17 protein-coding genes are annotated in these 16231 nt (G+C 70.1%); 14 read left to right on the plus strand and 3 right to left on the minus strand.

All coding sequences use genetic code 11. The annotated features are described in order from the left end of the window. Window positions 1–55 precede the first annotated feature (55 nt). The 12 genes from ACWED2_RS31235 (at window position 56) to ACWED2_RS31290 (ending at window position 11494) form a co-directional block, all read left to right on the plus strand. A complete protein-coding gene (locus ACWED2_RS31235; RefSeq protein ID WP_449694085.1) occupies window positions 56–703 on the plus strand; it encodes a hypothetical protein in 648 nt (215 codons plus the stop codon). Between the two features lie 97 nt (window positions 704–800). Continuing rightward, a complete protein-coding gene (locus ACWED2_RS31240) occupies window positions 801–1277 on the plus strand; it encodes a YqeB family protein (RefSeq protein ID WP_449694086.1) in 477 nt (158 codons plus the stop codon). After that, a complete protein-coding gene (locus tag ACWED2_RS31245) occupies window positions 1274–1888 on the plus strand; it encodes a TetR/AcrR family transcriptional regulator (RefSeq protein WP_449694087.1) in 615 nt (204 codons plus the stop codon). The genes ACWED2_RS31240 and ACWED2_RS31245 overlap by 4 nt, the downstream gene beginning before the upstream one ends. Before the next feature lie 110 nt (window positions 1889–1998). After that, window positions 1999–2385: a nucleotide exchange factor GrpE gene (locus ACWED2_RS31250; protein WP_449683967.1), complete on the plus strand. Its 387-nt coding sequence runs from the start codon at window positions 1999–2001 to the stop codon at window positions 2383–2385. Next, the gene (locus ACWED2_RS31255) at window positions 2382–4220 is read left to right on the plus strand and encodes a dynamin family protein (protein WP_449694088.1); all 1839 of its coding nucleotides are present in this window, start codon (window positions 2382–2384) and stop codon (window positions 4218–4220) included. The genes ACWED2_RS31250 and ACWED2_RS31255 overlap by 4 nt, the downstream gene beginning before the upstream one ends. Window positions 4221–4321: 101 nt before the next feature. Continuing rightward, window positions 4322–5023 carry a hypothetical protein gene (locus ACWED2_RS31260; protein WP_449694089.1) on the plus strand — a complete coding sequence of 234 codons (702 nt, stop codon included), beginning with the start codon at window positions 4322–4324 and terminating at the stop codon, window positions 5021–5023. Window positions 5024–5372: 349 nt separating this feature from the next. Then, a complete protein-coding gene (locus ACWED2_RS31265) occupies window positions 5373–7196 on the plus strand; it encodes a phosphoenolpyruvate carboxykinase (GTP) (RefSeq protein WP_449694090.1) in 1824 nt (607 codons plus the stop codon). 79 nt (window positions 7197–7275) lie between these two features. Continuing rightward, window positions 7276–8130 carry a TIGR03621 family F420-dependent LLM class oxidoreductase gene (locus ACWED2_RS31270; RefSeq protein WP_449694091.1) on the plus strand — a complete coding sequence of 285 codons (855 nt, stop codon included), beginning with the start codon at window positions 7276–7278 and terminating at the stop codon, window positions 8128–8130. Further along, complete coding sequence (locus tag ACWED2_RS31275) at window positions 8127–9008, plus strand: LLM class F420-dependent oxidoreductase (protein WP_449694092.1); 882 nt, start codon at window positions 8127–8129, stop codon at window positions 9006–9008. The genes ACWED2_RS31270 and ACWED2_RS31275 overlap by 4 nt, the downstream gene beginning before the upstream one ends. Further along, window positions 9005–9610, plus strand: a complete 606-nt coding sequence (locus tag ACWED2_RS31280; protein ID WP_449694093.1) for an ABC transporter ATP-binding protein — start codon at window positions 9005–9007, stop codon at window positions 9608–9610. Before ACWED2_RS31275 ends, ACWED2_RS31280 begins: the two co-directional genes overlap by 4 nt. Beyond that, window positions 9604–10884, plus strand: coding sequence for a hypothetical protein (locus ACWED2_RS31285; RefSeq protein WP_449694094.1), 1281 nt, complete (start codon window positions 9604–9606; stop codon window positions 10882–10884). Before ACWED2_RS31280 ends, ACWED2_RS31285 begins: the two co-directional genes overlap by 7 nt. A gap of 31 nt (window positions 10885–10915) precedes the next feature. Continuing rightward, window positions 10916–11494, plus strand: coding sequence for an EndoU domain-containing protein (locus tag ACWED2_RS31290; protein ID WP_086843762.1), 579 nt, complete (start codon window positions 10916–10918; stop codon window positions 11492–11494). Here the strand turns inward: ACWED2_RS31290 and ACWED2_RS31295 are convergent. Both ACWED2_RS31295 and ACWED2_RS31300 read right to left on the minus strand, forming a co-directional pair. After that, on the minus strand, window positions 11491–11763 hold the full coding sequence (locus tag ACWED2_RS31295; RefSeq protein ID WP_449694095.1) for a helix-turn-helix domain-containing protein: 273 nt from the start codon (window positions 11761–11763) through the stop codon (window positions 11491–11493). The two genes, ACWED2_RS31290 and ACWED2_RS31295, sit on opposite strands and share 4 nt — an antisense overlap. A gap of 114 nt (window positions 11764–11877) precedes the next feature. Then, window positions 11878–13497 carry an alpha/beta hydrolase gene (locus ACWED2_RS31300; protein WP_449694096.1) on the minus strand — a complete coding sequence of 540 codons (1620 nt, stop codon included), beginning with the start codon at window positions 13495–13497 and terminating at the stop codon, window positions 11878–11880. 188 nt (window positions 13498–13685) lie between these two features. Here ACWED2_RS31300 and ACWED2_RS31305 point away from each other — a divergent pair, with 188 nt between their 5' ends. Continuing rightward, the gene (locus tag ACWED2_RS31305) at window positions 13686–13964 is read left to right on the plus strand and encodes a DUF3311 domain-containing protein (protein ID WP_449694097.1); all 279 of its coding nucleotides are present in this window, start codon (window positions 13686–13688) and stop codon (window positions 13962–13964) included. Continuing rightward, a complete protein-coding gene (mctP, locus tag ACWED2_RS31310) occupies window positions 13961–15613 on the plus strand; it encodes a monocarboxylate uptake permease MctP (protein ID WP_449694098.1) in 1653 nt (550 codons plus the stop codon). Before ACWED2_RS31305 ends, mctP begins: the two co-directional genes overlap by 4 nt. Here mctP and ACWED2_RS31315 read toward each other — a convergent pair. After that, window positions 15597–16208 carry a hypothetical protein gene (locus ACWED2_RS31315; protein WP_449694099.1) on the minus strand — a complete coding sequence of 204 codons (612 nt, stop codon included), beginning with the start codon at window positions 16206–16208 and terminating at the stop codon, window positions 15597–15599. The two genes, mctP and ACWED2_RS31315, sit on opposite strands and share 17 nt — an antisense overlap. Between the last annotated feature and the right edge of the window lie 23 nt (window positions 16209–16231).

Below are 16231 nucleotides of genomic sequence, written 5' to 3' on the forward strand. Positions count from 1 at the left end.
TTTCTGCTTGCCGACTTCCGCTGGTAGGGCCCCTTCTTCCGCGTACTGTTGAGTCGTGCGCCTAGAAAACACGACATCCTGGCGAGCCGGCTGGAGCAGCGAGACCGAGGTCGACGTCGCGCTGTACATCCGTGACGCCCTGGCACTGTCCGTTTCCGAGGGACAGGTGCTGCCGCCGGTGGAGCCGCAGGTCCCGGTGCACGTCCCGCCCGGGCTCGACCGGGCGGCCGTCCAGGCGCAGTGGGCCGACTGGTGGGTCGACCTGCTGGCCTTCCTCCGCAACCGCGAGGATCCGGACCCGCGCAGCACGCGCTCCCGCTACGGCAGGCCGGCGCTCGCGCAGGGGTCGGCGATGCGGCAGGCGCTCGACTTCTTCGGCCAGGCCGCGGCCCGCCACTTCGCGAACGCCCGCGGCCCCGCCCTGCGCGGGGCGAACGAGCCGTCCGGCACCACCCCGTGGGCCCCCGGCTTCTACCGCCGCCAGATCGTGGCCGGCGAGCGGCTCGGCCAGCTGGTGCGCGAGGCCGAGGTGCGGCAGGGCCGCCGCGCCTACCCCTTCCGCCTGAACGTCATCGAGATCTCGGTCGCCGGCTCGATCTGGCTGCGCACGGCCGAAGACCAGCTGCTGGTCTCCTCCCGCCTCGCCGAAAACGGCCCCGGCCTGGAAGCCGTCCTCCGCGAGGTCATCGACGAACTCGTCTGACCCGTGATGCCCCTCCAATCACGCGAGATCCGCCTCCGATCACGCGAGTTCCGCCCCGGCGCACCATAAACCGAGCGCTCGGTCTGATAATGGCGGCATGGAGACGACCGTCGACGAGCCGTCGTGGCTGCGCACCGGGTCCTGGGTCGGCTGCCCGCTCATCGGGGGCGCGCTCGGCGTGGGCGTCTGGGCCGTCGCCGCCTGGGTGAGCGACCTGCCCGCCTTCCCGTTCCAGGGCGTGTTCAAGGTGCTCACGAAGCTGCCGCAACCGTGGGCGACGCTGGCTGCGGTCGCCGGCGGGCTCGTGCTCGGCCTGGTGTTCGCCGTGATCTGGGCCCACGAACGGCTGGTCGTCACGGTGTCGCCGACCCGGGTCACCCTGGTCCGCGGCGACCGGACCCGCCGCATCGAGGCCGACCTCGAAGCCGTCTACCTCGACGGCAAGGAGCTGGTCCTGCGCACCGCGGACGGCCGGGAGATCGCCCGCGAGAAGACCGACCTCACGGCCCGCGAGCTGGCCCCGGCCTTCGCCGAACACGGCTACCCCTGGCAGGACGAGCCGGTCGAACGATGAGGACGGTCGACCCCGCCAAGCACGCGGCCAAGCGCCGCACGATCCTCGACGCCGCCGCCGGGTGCTTCGCCGAAAAGGGCTTCGAACGGACGACGACGGCCGACATCTGCCGGGCGGCGGGCATCAGCTCCGGCAGCCTCTTCCACTACTTCCCCAGCAAGCGCGCGGTGTTCACAGCGATCTTCACCGACGACGCCGCCGAGACGGCCGGCCGCCTTGAAGCCGCCGCGAAGACGGCCGATCCGCTGACCGCACTGCTCGACGTCGTCGCCGAGCTGGCCGGCCAGGTCGCGCACCCCGCGATCGCGCGGCTCGTGCTCGAAGCCGCCGCGCAGGCCGCCCGCGACGACGGCTTCGCCGAGCTGATCCGCCGCAACGACCACGCGCTGCGGGACGGCTTGGCCGTGCTGGTCGCCCGCGCCGCCGTCGCCGGGCTGATCGACCCGGGCGTCGCCCCGCGCGCGGCCGCGGGGTGGGTCGCCGGGCTGATCGACGCGATGATCTCGCGGGCCTGTCTCGATCCGGACCTCGATCTGCCTGCCGAACAGGCGATCCTCCGGACGATCCTGATCCGGTTCCTTCGCCCGGTTTCGCCACCGACGGGCGGCTGAGTCCGCCAAGATTGAACCTTATTCTGGTTAGGCCGGCGCTACGGACCGCAGCCCGCGGAGTTTCGGTGAGTGTTGCGCCGGCCGACGGCTGAATAAGGTTCACTGGGCTCATGGCGTGGTTTCGCAAGGAGGGAACCGACGGCGGCGCGGCCGCGTCGGACACCGATGTGCACCCCTTGCAGCAGGTGAGTGACCTGGAGCGGGCCCTCGCGGACCGCCAGGCGCTGATCCAGATGTGCCTGTACGCCCTGGACCGCGCCCGCAGCGGCGGCGTCGTCGAACGCCTGGAAGAGGGGCTCGCCGCGATCGGCGTGCAGGCCCTGCGGCCCGACGGCGAGCGGTTCGACCCGGCCCGCCACGAAGCCGGGGGCGCGGTCCCGACCGAGGACCCGGCGCTCGACGGCATCGTCGCGGAAACCGAGGTCACCGGCTTCGCCGACCACGACCGCCTGCTGCGCGCCCCGATCGTCACCGTCTACGCGAAGAAGAACCCGTGAGCGCACCGACCGCGCCGAGCCTGCCCACGCAGGTCGCCGCGACCCGAGACCAGCTGCTGACCGTCGTCCGTGACGCCGATCCGGACGCCGCGAAGTGGGTCGAGGAAATCCGGAAGGCCCGGCCGAAGAAGCCGGCCGTCGTGGTCGTCGGCGAGACGAACCGCGGGAAGAGTTCGCTGGTCAACGCCCTGCTCGCGATGCCGGGCCTGTCCCCGGTGGACGCCGACGTCGCCACCGCGACCTACCTGGTGTTCGACCACGCGGACACCTGGAGCGCGCGGGCCTGCTACCCCGGCCAGCTGGCCCCGGTGCCGATCGACCTCGGCCAGCTGATCAACTGGGTGTCCGCCGCGCACGAGCTGCCGCCCGGGCAGATCCCGCCGCGGTACGTCGAGGTCACCGGGCCGGTGCCGCTGCTGGACCGGCTTTCGCTGGTCGACACGCCGGGCGTCGGCGGGCTCGACTCGATGCACGGCGAGCTCGCCAAGGAAGCCGCCGCGGGCGCCACCGCGCTGCTGTTCGTCGTCGACGCCTCGGCGCCGTTCACCTCGACCGAGCTGCAGTTCCTGCGTGACGTCGGCGAGCGCGTCGAGACCGTCGTCTTCGCGCTGACCAAGGTGGACATGTTCCGCGGCTGGCGCGAGGTCATGGAGGCCGACAAGCAGCTGCTGCGCGAGCACGCGCCCCGTTTCGCCGACGCGGTGTTCCACCCGGTCTCGGCGCGGATGTTCGAGACCGCGGCGAAGGCGCCCAACGAGCAGATGGCCGCGATGCTGCGGGAGAAGTCGGGGGTCGCGGCGATCCAGACGGCGCTGCAGGAGCTGCTCGTCGGCCGCTCGGCGATGCTCGGCGAGGCGAACACGCTGCGCGCGCTCTCCAGCGCGCTGGGCGAGCTCAAAGCAAAACTGCAGGCCGAGAGCCGGGCGCTGTCCGCCGGCGAAGCCGAGGCCGAGCAGCTGCGCGAACGCCGTGACCAGCTGCAGGCCGAACGCCGGACCTCGACCCGCGGCTGGCAGCTGAAGCTGCGCGGCGAGGTGCAGCGCACCCGCGTCGAGGTCGGCCACGAGAGCAGCCGGCAGATGCGGGACGCGCAGACCCACTTCCGCCAGCTGATCGACGCGGCCAAGCGTGACGAGCTGGCCGCGCTGCCCCAGCAGGTCGACATCGCGCTGCAGACGACGTCGCAGCGCATCTCCATGCTGCTCTCGCAGCGCCTGAACCAGGTCACCAACGTCTCGCTGTCGGAGCTGTTCTCCCCCGAAGAGCTCGACGTCATCCGCGCCCAGTTCGCCCGGGCGGGCGGCCCGCCGGTGGTGCTGCGCCCACCGGACAAGAAGCCGCCGACGGCCGAGGACAAGCTGCTCGTCTTCATGGGCATCTCCGGTGGCGTCGGGGCCGGGAAAGTCGCCGCGCTGCCGCTGGCCGGCGTCGCGATCCTCAACCCGGTCGTGCTGCCCGCGACGATCATCATCGGCCTCGGTGCGGGCTGGTGGATGGCCCGCACGCGCAAGCACGCGGCCGACAAGCAGCACATGAAGCAGTGGCTGGTCGAGGCCATCGCGGACGCCCGCTCGACGCTCGACCAGCTCGTCGCCGAGCAGCTCATCGAGGCCGAGCAGCAGCTGTCGATGGCCCTGGACGAGGCGCTCGGCCGCCGCATCGACGCCATCGAGGCGGAGCTGAAGGAAGTCGACAAGACGATCAAGATGGGTGCGCAGGAGCGGGCCAAGAAGATCGCGATCGTGTCGAAGCGGCTCAAGGAGGTCAGCGACGGCCGCGAGCGCGCCGAAGCCTTCCTGACGCGGATCCGGGCGCTGCGGGACAAAACCGCCTGAGCACCGGTCCGGTTGTGGAGCGGAACCGAACGGGCCTACGGTGAGTCATACCCTCAGACAGCAGGTCGGAGCGTGTTACCCGGTTCGAAGGGGGAAGTGCCATGTGGGTCGACGAGAGCGGCGGCAGCGACACCGACGCGAGCAGCCCGGACGCGATGACCGTCCACGTCGACGGCCAGGAGTACCAGGCCGAGGTCAACTACGACGTGAACGAAGACGGGGTGAACGACACCGCGATCATCGAGCACGAAGACGGCTCGGCCCAGGCGTTCATCGACACGAACCACGACGGCGAGGCCGACCACTACGCCGTGCTGGACGAAAACGGGAAGGTCGTCGAGCAGGCGGTCTACGACGAGGCCAGCGGCCAGTGGGTGCACGACGGCTCCGGCGGCGGCCACGACGACTCCGGCACCGGCCGCGACGACAGCTCCGGCGGCCACATCCACGCCGACCTGCCGGACGGCGAGGTGGACGCGGGCGTCGCGACCATCGACACCGACCACGACGGCCACAACGACACCGCCGTCGTCGAGACGAAGAGCGGCGGCACCATCGCCTTCACCGACAAGGACGGCGACGGCGAAGCGGACATCGCGGTGCAAACCGAGTCCGACGGCACCACCACGACGTTCGAGCACTCCGGCCCTGGTCAGTGGACCGAAGTCTCCAGTGGACTGATGAACTCCGGAACCGACGGCGACCCGGCCGCCGACGCCGCGTGGGGCGAGGCAGGCACGCAGACGCTGGAGGGCGTCGCGCGCATCGACTCCGGCACGGGACAGTGGATTTCGCCGAACTGAAAGTGACCCAGGTCATAGTTTGAAAGCCCGAGGCTCCGGCCTCGGGCTTTCTTCATGTCGTTAATGAAAACGGCCAGGTCACGGGTGTGTCCCGGGCCACCGGAAGATTTTCAGCGAATACACCGATCAAGTGACATCTGAATCGATTCCCTTATCGTTCTTGTGAGAGAACCTACACGTCAGCTCTCGGTTACTCGCCGGTCATGCGGCTACTCTCGGGGAATCCCAAAACATCCACACCGGTTCGCCAGCCGGTGTGCGAAGCCATTCGGTCGCCGGCAATGACGCCCGCACCGGGACAACGTCGTTCCGGTGCGGGCGCATTTGTCGTCGGAAGTCAGGAGTAGAGATGACCGCAGTCGCCATCCCCGGACTGGACACCGCGCCGACGACGCACAGTGGCGTGCTGGCCTTCGTCCGGGAGGTCGCCGAGCTGACCACCCCGGACCGCGTGGTGTGGGTCGACGGGTCTGACGAAGAAGCCGCCCGGATCAACCAGGAGCTGGTCGAGGCGGGCACGTTCGTGCAGCTCAAGTCGAAGCCGAACTCCTTCTGGGCCACTTCCGACCCGGACGACGTCGCCCGCGTCGAAGACCGGACCTTCATCTGTTCGGAGCGTCCCGAGGACGCCGGTCCGACCAACAACTGGATGGACCCGGCCGAGATGAAGGCCACCATGACCGAGCTGTTCCGCGGCTCGATGCGCGGCCGCACGATGTACGTCATCCCGTTCTGCATGGGCCCGCTCGGCGACGAGAATCCCAAGCTGGGTATCGAAATCACCGATTTCGCGTACGTCGTCGCCTCGATGCGCGTGATGACCCGCGCCGGCCGGGCGGCCCTCGAGAAGTTCATCGCGCCGGACGGCGGCGAGCGCGAATTCGTGCCCGCGCTGCACTCGGTCGGCAGGCCGCTCGAACCGGGCGAGAAGGACGTTTCCTGGCCCTGCAACGAAACGAAGTACATTTCGCACTTCCCCGAAGAGCGCGCGATCTGGAGCTACGGCTCGGGTTACGGCGGCAACTCCTTGCTGGGCAAGAAGTGCTACTCGCTGCGCATCGCTTCGGTGATGGCCCGTGACGAGGGCTGGCTCGCCGAGCACATGCTGATCCTCAAGCTGATCTCGCCCGAGGACAAGGTCCACTACGTCGCGGCCGCGTTCCCCAGCGCCTGCGGCAAGACCAACCTCGCCATGCTGCAGCCGACCATCCCGGGCTGGCGCGCCGAGACCCTGGGCGACGACATCGCGTGGATGCGCTTCGGCGAAGACGGCCGCCTGTATGCGGTGAACCCCGAGTTCGGCTTCTTCGGCGTCGCGCCGGGCACCGACTGGCACACCAACCCGAACGCCATGCGCACGATCGAGAAGGGCAACACGGTCTTCACGAACGTCGCCCTGACCGACGACGGCGACATCTGGTGGGAGGGCATGGAGAACAAGCCCGCCCACGCCACCTCGTGGAAGGGCCAGGACTGGACGCCGGACTCGGACGAGAAGGCCGCCCACCCGAACTCGCGCTACTGCACGCCGATGTCGCAGTGCCCGATCCTCGCGCCGGAGTGGGACGACCCGAAGGGCGTGCCGATCTCGGCGATCCTGTTCGGCGGCCGCCGCAAGACGACGGTGCCGCTGGTGAACGAGGCCCGCGACTGGCAGCACGGCGTGTTCATGGGCGCCACCATGTCGTCGGAGACCACTGCCGCGGCAGCCGGCGCGGTCGGCAACGTCCGCCGCGACCCGATGGCGATGCTGCCGTTCCTCGGCTACCACGCCGGTGACTACTTCAAGCACTGGCTGAACCTCGGCAAGAACGCCGACGCGAACAAGCTGCCGAAGATCTTCTACGTCAACTGGTTCCGCCGCGGCGACGACGGCCGGTTCCTGTGGCCGGGCTTCGGCGAGAACTCGCGGATCCTGAAGTGGGTCATCGAGCGCGTCGAGGGCAAGGGCAACGCCGTCGAGACGCCCGTCGGCTTCGTGCCGCGGGCCGAGGACCTCGACACCGAGGGCCTGACCGAGCCGATCGAGGACATCCAGGCCGCCCTGGACGTCAAGCCCGAGGAGTGGCGCGAGGAGCTGCCGCTGATCGAGGAGTGGTTCGACAAGATCGGCGACAAGGTCCCGACGTCGCTGCGTGACGAGCTCGACGCGCTGGCCCAGCGCCTCGCGTAGTCACCCTGACCAGAAGGGGACGCCTCCCGGCCGCATCCGGGAGGCGTCCCCTTCTTTGTTTCTGGGTACCTTCGCGATCATGAGACCGTTGCGCTTCGGAGTGGCGTTGTACGTGCCCGGTTCGCGGGCCGAGTGGCTGGCGAAATGCCGCCGGGCCGAGGACCTCGGCTACGACGTCGTCGGCGTGGTCGACCACCTCGGCCGGGTCGCGCCGGTGCCCGCGCTGCTCCTCGCCGCCGAGGCCACCGAGCGGATCCGGCTGACCACCTACGTCCTCAACGCGAGCTTCCACAACCCGGCGGTACTGGCCCGCGACCTGGCGGCGCTCGACGAGTTCACCGGCGGCCGGGTGGAGATCGGGATCGGCGCCGGGTACGTCCGCGACGAGTTCGAAGCCGCCGGGATCGACTGGGGCACGCCCGGCGACCGGTTCCGGCGGCTCGTCGACGTGGTCGCCGAGGTCGAGCGCGCGTTCACCGATCGGCCGCGGCCGCCGCTGCTGCTCGGCGGCCGGGGCGACCGGATGCTGACCTTCGCCGCCGCGCACGCCGACACCATCGCCCTCACCGGCACCGCGCCCGGTGCGGCCGAGGGGCGGCTGGCCCTGGCCGGCGCCGACGCGCTGGCCGAGCGCGCCGACTTCGTCAAGCGGGTGCTCGACGGCCGGGACACCGAGCTGAACCTGATGGTCCACTTCGTCCGGATCACCGACGACCGGCGGGCGGCACTGGAGGAGGCCCACCAGCTCGTGCCGCACCTCGGCGTCGAGGAGCTCGGCGAGCTCGCCACGGTTGTCGCCGGCTCGGCCGGAGCGGCGGCCGAGCAGCTGCTGCGCACCCGCGAGACCCTCGGCGTCAGCTACTTCACGGTGCTCGAAGACGACCTGACCAGGCTCGCTCCGGTAATCGAGAAGCTGAGTACGTTGTCGGTATGACTGGGGATTTCCGTTTCGGTGTCAACATGGTGGTGCCGGACAGCCGCGCCGCCTGGGTCGAGAAGTGCCGCAAGGCCGAAGGCCTCGGCTACGACGTCCTGTCGGCGGCCGACCACCTGGGCATGGCGCCGCCGTTCCCGGCGCTCGTGCTGGCCGGCGAGGTCACCTCGCGCGTCAAGCTGAACACCTTCGTGCTCAACGCGCCCTTCTACAACCCGGTGCTGCTCGCCCGGGACGTCACGGGCACCGACCAGTTCACCGACGGGCGGCTGGAGCTCGGCCTCGGCGCCGGGTACGTCAAGGAGGAGTTCGAGGCCGCCGGGATGCCGTTCCCGTCCGCCCGCGAGCGCGTCGACCACCTCGAGCGGACGATCATCGAGCTCAAGCGGCTGTACGCCGACCCGGAGCACAAGCCCGCTCCGGTCCGCCCGGAAGGACCTCCCCTGCTGCTGGGCGGCCGCGGCGACCGGGTGCTGGGCCTGGCCGTCGAACACGCCGACATCATCGGCTTCACCGGGACCACCAAGACGCCCGACGGCTCGCCCCTGGCCGCGGCCGCGCCCGAGGAGGTCGACGAGCGCGTGGCGTTCGTGCGGGCGAAGCTCGGCGAGCGCGCGTCTTCGGTCGAGTTCAACCTGCTCTGCCAGTTCGTGAAGGTCACGAACGACCGCGCGGCCGGCCTGGCCGAGCTGGAGCAGCTGGTGGGCGGCCGCCTGAGCGCCGCGGAGCTCGGCGAGCTGCCGGTCGCCCTCGTCGGCACCGCCGCGCAGATCGCCGACCAGCTCCGGGGGCACCGCGAGCGGTTCGGGTTCAGCTACTTCACCATCCTCGAGCCGTTCCTCGACGAGTTCGCGCCGGTGCTCGAAGTCCTCCGATGATCGACGCGAAGGCGCTCGGCGTCCGGGCCGGCGAGCTGTGGCTGTTCGACGACCTGGACTTTTCCGTCGATCCCGGGGAGTGCGCCGCGATCGTCGGACCCAACGGAGTCGGCAAGTCGACACTGATGCGGTGCTTCTACGGCATGCAGAAGCCGCAGCGGGGCCGGGTGCTGGTGGACGGCAAGGTGCCGGACGAGCGGGACGTCGAGTTCCGGCGCAAGGTGTCGGTGCTCTTCGACGACTCCGACTTCTTCGCCGAGCTGACGCCGCTGCAGCACCTCGAGCTGCTGTCCGGCTCGTTCGGCGCCGACCTCGGCGACCACGAAGAGCTGCTGCGGGACGCGGGCCTGGGTGAACGCATGCGCGTGACGTCCGGGCACTTCTCCGCGGGCCAGCGCCGCCGCCTGCTCCTGCTCGGCGTCACCGCGCGCCCGCACCGGGTGCTGCTGCTGGACGAGCCGGAACGTGCGCTGGACACCGCGGGCAAGGAATGGCTGGTCGAGGTGATCGCCCGGTCGACGGCGGCCGGCGCGGCGGTCGTGGTGGCCACCCACCACCCGCCGCTGCTCGAAGCCGCGGACAGTGTGCTCGAACTGTGGTGACAACAGCTCCGCGCAGGATGCGGATCCCGGGCCGCAAGCGGTTCGGCGGGATCTTCAGCGGGGACACGGCCACCTTCGTCTTCCTGTTCGGCTTCGGGTTCCTGTTCACCGCGTTCTTCCACGTCGACGGCTGGCGGCCCGCGCTCTACGGCTCGTCCACTCCTGCCTTCCCGGCGGTGCTCGGGCTGCTGACGCTCTGCTGCGCGGTGGGCTGGCGCGGCCTGCTGCGCCGCGGCTTCGCGTGGGTCGAACCGGCGCAGCTGACCTGGCTCGACTTCGCCCCGGTCGACCGCGGCCGCGTCGTCACGCTGCGGCTGCTCGGCGCGTGGACCGGCGTGGTCGCGGTGACCGGCTACCTGGCCGCGCTGCTGCTCGCCGTCGGCGGCGCCGGGCTCGACCAGTGGCGGGCGGCCGTGGCCATCGTCGTCGCGACCGGCGTGGCGGCCTTCGCGTCGGCGCGGCGGACGTCGTTGCGCATCGACGCCCTCGGCCCGCTGGCGCTCGCGGTCCTCGGCCTGGGGATCGCCGCGCGCGGCCTCGGCCCGGTGACGATCCAGTTCGTCGCGGCCGGGGTGCTGGCCGCGGCGGTGCCGCTGGCCTTCGGCGGCGAACCGGTGTCGCGCGCGGGCCGGGCGGCGTTGCTGGCCGGGTGGGACGGCCGGGTGCTGCGCTCGGTCGCCGTCACGTTCCTCGACCCGATGATGCTGCTTCCGCCGTCCGCGCCGACCGGCGGGCTTTCCCTGCGCCGCCCGACACCGCTGCGGCTGGCCTGGGCGGGCACCCTCGGCCGGGCGCGGTACGCGGGTGCGGCGCTGCTGGTCGGCCTCGCGGTGGTCGTCGCGCACATCGCGGTGCCGACCGTGCCGGGCGCGGTCCTGATCGGCATCGGCGCGTATGTCGCGTTGACGCCGTTCGCCGGCGGGCTCGGCGAGCTGTGGCGCAATCCGGGCCGCCGTCGGTGGCTGGGTTCGGGCAACCGCGACCTCGTGCTGGCCCACGGCCTGGTGCTCGCCGGAGTGGGTCTCGTCTGGTGGACAGTGCTTTTCGCGGTCACCCTCGCGGGTGGGACGTCGTTCGCCGCGACGGCGTGGCTCGCCGTGCCGCTGTCGGTGCTGTCGATCCTGCGCACGGTCACCCGGACCGCCGTTGACTACGCGAATCCCGGGTTCGTCGACACCCCGATGGGCCCGATGCCCGCCAACCTCACCCGGCAGCTCTTCCGCGGTCTCGATCTCCAGCTGGTCGGCATCGTGCTGCTCGCCGCCTCCGTTTGACCTACGCTCGGTGCGACGAAGGGAGCAGCCAGTGGGCGGCGGGCACGCACCGGGCGTCGGGCGGAGGGCGACCAGCGAATTCCCGGCCGGCTGGACCGACGAGCAGATCATCTCCGTGGTCAAGGACGTCGCGAACGACCCCAGCGAGGCCCGGCGGCAGCAGCGCAACGGCCGTTGGCGCTGCGCCGGCGAGCGGTTCAACGTGCACCTGATCGTGCTGGTGGAGGACAACGGGCACGTGCACACCGCCTACCCGGTGGCCGGGCCGGGCGTGATCCGCAACCCGGACACCGCGCGCGATCCGGCGAACCCGACGGTCGCCGACCTCAAGGGCAACCGGATCAGCTTCTTCGCCGACAGCGTGCTGACCACGATCGGCAACCGGCTCTCCCCGGAGGACTACACGCACTACCGGACGCTGCTCTGGGCCGGTGAGTGGGAGGAGCTGGCCGACGTGCTGGCCGCGCACGCCTACCGGGTCGGCTTCGGCTTCTCCGCCGACGAGTTTTCGGACTTCGAGAAGCTGCTCAACAGCTACGACCTGCCGGTGCCCGGCTGCGCGTTCCTCAACGACCGCGAGCACATCCTCAAGCAGCTGCGCCCGGTCTAACTGGCCTGCGAAAGCGGGGGCGACGCGGCGGGCGTGACGGCCGCGCGCAGCTGTTCCAGCGGCAGGCCGACGGCATCGGCGATGGCCGCGACCGTGAAGAACGCCGGCGTCGGGATGCGGCCGGTTTCGATCTTGCGGAGCGTCTCGACCGAGATCCCCGCCTCGGCGGCGACGTCGACCATGCTGCGGCCGGCCCGCGCCGCCCGCAGCGCCTGGCCGAGGCGTTCGCCCCGTTCGCGCTCTTCGTCCGTCAGCGGTACTCGAACCATGGAGCCGATTCTAATACCGGTAGTTGTCCACGGCCTGTGGATAACTCTGTGCACAGGTGTGGAAAAGGCCCCACCGAACCGGAGTTCGGCGGGGCCCCACCACATCTGGTGCCCTCAGGCGCCCGCGGGCACCGGAAGTGGCATGCCGGGCAGGCTCTGGTCGTTCGGCACCACGCCGTCGACGAGGTAGGCCTCCACGACCTTGTCCACACCCGCGTTGCCGCCGGCGTAGATGCCGTGGTCACCCTCGCCGGTGATCGTCAGCATCCGCGAACCCGCGAACGCCTTGTGCGCGCGCCGCGCGCCCTCGATCGGCGTCGCCGGGTCGTGCTCCGACTCGACGATCAGCACCGGCGGGACACCCTTGCCGTCCAGCACCGGGAGCGGGGACGGCGGCTTCTTCCAGAACAGGCACGGCTGGATGAACCAGCCGGCACCCAGGAGCGGCAGCTGCTGGTCGATCAGCCTCTGCGAGTCCCGGATGGCGCTGTTGGGCGAGCCGGTCCACGGACCCTCGTTGCACGGGATGGTCCAGAAGCTGGCGTCGTAGGAGTCACCGTCGGTCGGGACCATCAGCGGCTGGGCACCGGAGGTCTCGGTGCTCTTGTCGGTGGCCTTGACCTTCTGCGCGGCCGCGGACTTGGCCTGGGCCGAGGCGGTGCCCTGGGTCAGCGTGCGGACGCTGACCAGGTAGTCGGCCAGGCCGGGGAAGGCGCGCTTCGAGTAGATCTGCGACGCGATGGCCGAGTCGAGGCCGTTGGCTGACACGGTCGAGCCGTCGGGCAGGGTGACCGCGCCCTGGGTCAGGGCGTAGCGGACCTGCTCGTAGGTCTGGCGGGCCGCCTCGCCGGTGGTGCCGAAGTGGTAGAGCTTGTCGTACTTCGCCACCCACGGGAGGAAGTCCTGCCGGAAGCGGCGCTCGAAGCCGAGCGGCTGCCAGTCGAACGACTTCTGCCAGGTCGTGGTGAACTCGGTGGCCGAGTCGAGCACGAACCGGCCGGTGCGCGTCGGGTAGGCCTGCGCGTAGTGCGCGCCCATCCAGGTGCCCGCCGAGTAGCCGACCCAGTTGATCTTGTCGCGACCGAGCAGCACGCGCAGCAGGTCGATGTCCTTGACCGTCTGGTCGGTGTTGATCAGCGGGCCCAGCTCGCCGGACTTCTGCTGGCAGGACAGCGCCGCGTACTTCGTCGCCTGCAGGATCAGGTTCAGGTTGCCGCGGTCGCGGTCACGCGGGTCCAGGTCCGAGCCGGTCCCGATCGCGCCGCCGCAGGTGATGTTGGTGCTCTTGCCGGTGCCGCGCGGGTCGAAGCCGACGATCTCCTGGTGCTCGCGCAGCTTGGTCTGGTTGCGCAGGCGGGCCGGGAAGTTGCGGCCGGGCGCGCCGGGGCCACCGGGGTTGGTGACGACGCTGGCGGTCGCGTCCGACTTCGCCTTCAGGCGGCTGACCGCGATGGTCAGGTCGATCTGGGCGTTCGCCTGGTACCAGTTGCGCGGGGTCTTGTAGGTCGCGCACTCCATGTCCTCGGCGCCCGCGGGCGGGGCCGTCGGCAGCTCGGAGGGGACAGCGCACTTGTGCCAGTCCAGCTTCTGGTTCGCGTACTGCGCCGGGATGTTCGTGGAGTTCAGCGGCTGTTTACCGGCCGCGACCTCCTGACCTGCGAACGCAGGAGTGAACCCGGCCAGCAGGGTGCCGGCAATGGCCGGGATCACCACCGCGTAGCGGAGTCGTGTCATACGGTTGCCCCTTTTGGGTTTTGCGCGTGCGGAGTCGGGCTATTGATATCGGGCTCACCGGAGTGGGGCAACCGACGTTGGTCGGCATCGGCGACCGGGGCGATCAAATCGATATCGGACAGACGTGACTCGCTGTCACGGAGGTCTTAAGGTCAGGCGGTCGGTTACGGGAGTGTTAGGTGAGGTCGATGTCGACTGTGAAGCACGACGGAAAGGTGCGCGGGCTTCAGTTCAGCCCGTGGAACCTGCTCCTGATCGTCCCGCTGCTGGTCCTGGTGACGCCATTGTTCAACATGGACGGACCGCGGTTGTTCGGGATGCCGTTCTTTTACTGGTTCCAGTTCCTGATGGTCGGCGTCGGGGTGCTGAGCACCTGGATCGTCTACATGATGACGCGGGACAAGCCGACCGCTGACGCGCCGGACAAGCTGAGCGTCGACGACCTGGACGAGGGGGACGCTCGATGAGCAACCTGCAGTGGCCCGAGCTGATCATCTTCACGCTCCTGTTCGCCCTGGTCACCGTGCTCGGCTTCATGGCCTCGCGCTGGCAGCGCGGCAGCACGCTGGACCACCTGGACGAATGGGGCCTCGGCGGTCGCAAGTTCGGCTCGTGGATCACCTGGTTCCTGCTCGGCGGTGACCTCTACACGGCGTACACGTTCGTCGCGGTGCCCGCGCTGGTCTTCAGCGCCGGCGCGCTCGGCCTGTACGCGCTGCCGTACACGATCGTCGTCTACCCGATCGTGCTGCTCCCGGCGTTGCGGATGTGGTCGGTCTCGCGGGTCCGCGGCTACGTGACCCCGGCCGACTTCGTGCGCGGCCGGTTCGGCTCGCCGATCCTGGCGCTGCTGGTGGCGATCACCGGCATCGTCGCGACCATGCCGTACATCGCGCTGCAGCTGGTCGGCCTCGAAGCCGTGCTGCGGACGATGGGCATCAACGGCTCCGGCTTCGTCGGGCACCTGCCGCTGCTGGTCGCCTTCGTCATCCTGGCCTTCTACACGTACCAGTCCGGCCTGCGGGCGCCCGCGCTGATCGCGTTCGTCAAGGACATCCTGATCTACGTCGTGATCCTGGTGGCGATCATCTACCTGCCCTCGAAGCTCGGCGGCTGGTCGCACATCTTCGACACCGCGAAGGCGAACTTGGGGCAGCCCAACCCGGCCACCAAGCAGCCGAAGGGCTCGATCCTGCTCACGGCCAACAACCAGCTGCAGTACGCGACCCTGGCCCTGGGTTCGGCGCTCGCGCTGTTCCTGTACCCGCACTCGCTGACCAGCGTGCTGGCCTCGCGCGGTCGCAGCGTGATCAAGCGGAACATGGTGGCGCTGCCGGCGTACTCGCTGGTGCTCGGCCTGCTGGCGCTGCTCGGCTACGTGGCGATCACCGCCGGCGTCAAGCCGCTGACGAACGCGGCGACCGGCAAGGCGGACACGAACACGATCGTCCCGGTGCTGTTCGACACCCAGTTCTCGTCCTGGTTCGCGGGCATCGCGTTCGCCGCGATCGGCATCGGCGCCCTGGTGCCGGCCGCGATCATGTCGATCGCCGCGGCCAACCTGTGGACGCGCAACATCTACAAGGAGTACATCCGGAAGGACGCCACTCCACAGCAGGAAGCGAAGCAGGCGAAGCTCGCTTCGCTGGTCGTCAAGCTCGGCGCGGTCGCCGCGATCATCCTGCTGGACCTGCAGTACGCCATCGACCTCCAGCTCATCGGCGGCGTGCTGATCCTGCAGACGCTGCCGGCGGTGGCGTTGGCGCTGTACACGCGCTGGTTCCACCGGTGGGGCCTGATCGCGGGCTGGGTCGTCGGCATCGGCTGGGGCCTGATCATGCTGTACGGGATTCCCGGGGCCAACGGCAAGCAGCACTTCGGTGGTTCGGCGCTGCCACTGGGCAAACTGTCGCTGTTCGGCTGGCACCCGTTCGCGGGCTCGGCGGTCCAGATCTACGTCGGTTTCGTGGCGCTGATCGGCAACCTGGTGGTCGCGGCGATCGTCACGGTGGTCGCCCGTCGGATGAAGGTGTTCAACGGCACCGACGACACGGAGCCCGAGGACTACCACACCGACGAGCACGACAAGAACCTGCGGCCTATCGGCGTCCACTAAGTCCACTGAGGACGATCGTTCGGGAAACCAGGTAGAGCACCACGCCGTTGAGCAGGTGCCAGAGGAAATGCGTGCCGACCGGGACGTAGTCGCATACGTCCCGGTCGAGCGTGCGCAGGCTCAGTGAGAGCGCGAAAACGGCGCCTGCCACGGCGAAGTGCGTCCAGTACGCGTCGCGCTGGAAAGCGAGCACCACGGCGAAGACGCCGAGACCGATCAGCGCGGAGAGGTAAAGGCCTCCGCCCAGCAACGCGGTGGCCGCGGTCAGCACGAGGAACGCCGGCGCGGCAACCCACGCCCACCGCCGGCTCCAGTACTCCCGGACGAACACCACGGCGGACACCAGCACGAAGACGAGGATGGCGCCCGAGTCCGCAACGGCCGCCCACCGCGTCGCGACCAGGTGGAAGACGGTGCTCGCGACGAAAACGAGCCCGATCAGCCCGGCGAGCACCCGACCGGTCCGGTTCCCCGCGGCCAGCCGCCACACGAGCACGGCGGCAATGAGAAAGGCGAGGTTGCTGAGGCTGTTGAGCGGCTCACCCCAGAGCCCGGGCGCAACGCGTTCGCAGTACCCGTCGACGTAGTCCGTCACGCACCCACCCAACCACGGCTCGT

This window comes from Amycolatopsis sp. NPDC005003 (genome assembly GCF_053600695.1).

Bases quoted from the DNA above. Each gene is read 5' to 3' on its own strand.
- ACWED2_RS31240 (WP_449694086.1), top strand. From the start codon at position 801: ATGGAGACGACCGTCGACGAGCCGTCGTGGCTGCGCACCGGGTCCTGG.
- ACWED2_RS31245 (WP_449694087.1), top strand. From the start codon at position 1,274: ATGAGGACGGTCGACCCCGCCAAGCACGCGGCCAAGCGCCGCACGATC.
- ACWED2_RS31250 (WP_449683967.1), top strand. From the start codon at position 1,999: ATGGCGTGGTTTCGCAAGGAGGGAACCGACGGCGGCGCGGCCGCGTCG.
- ACWED2_RS31260 (WP_449694089.1), top strand. From the start codon at position 4,322: ATGTGGGTCGACGAGAGCGGCGGCAGCGACACCGACGCGAGCAGCCCG.
- ACWED2_RS31265 (WP_449694090.1), top strand. From the start codon at position 5,373: ATGACCGCAGTCGCCATCCCCGGACTGGACACCGCGCCGACGACGCAC.
- ACWED2_RS31270 (WP_449694091.1), top strand. From the start codon at position 7,276: ATGAGACCGTTGCGCTTCGGAGTGGCGTTGTACGTGCCCGGTTCGCGG.
- ACWED2_RS31275 (WP_449694092.1), top strand. From the start codon at position 8,127: ATGACTGGGGATTTCCGTTTCGGTGTCAACATGGTGGTGCCGGACAGC.
- ACWED2_RS31280 (WP_449694093.1), top strand. From the start codon at position 9,005: ATGATCGACGCGAAGGCGCTCGGCGTCCGGGCCGGCGAGCTGTGGCTG.
- ACWED2_RS31295 (WP_449694095.1), bottom strand. From the start codon at position 11,763: ATGGTTCGAGTACCGCTGACGGACGAAGAGCGCGAACGGGGCGAACGC.
- ACWED2_RS31300 (WP_449694096.1), bottom strand. From the start codon at position 13,497: ATGACACGACTCCGCTACGCGGTGGTGATCCCGGCCATTGCCGGCACC.
- ACWED2_RS31305 (WP_449694097.1), top strand. From the start codon at position 13,686: ATGTCGACTGTGAAGCACGACGGAAAGGTGCGCGGGCTTCAGTTCAGC.
- mctP (WP_449694098.1), top strand. From the start codon at position 13,961: ATGAGCAACCTGCAGTGGCCCGAGCTGATCATCTTCACGCTCCTGTTC.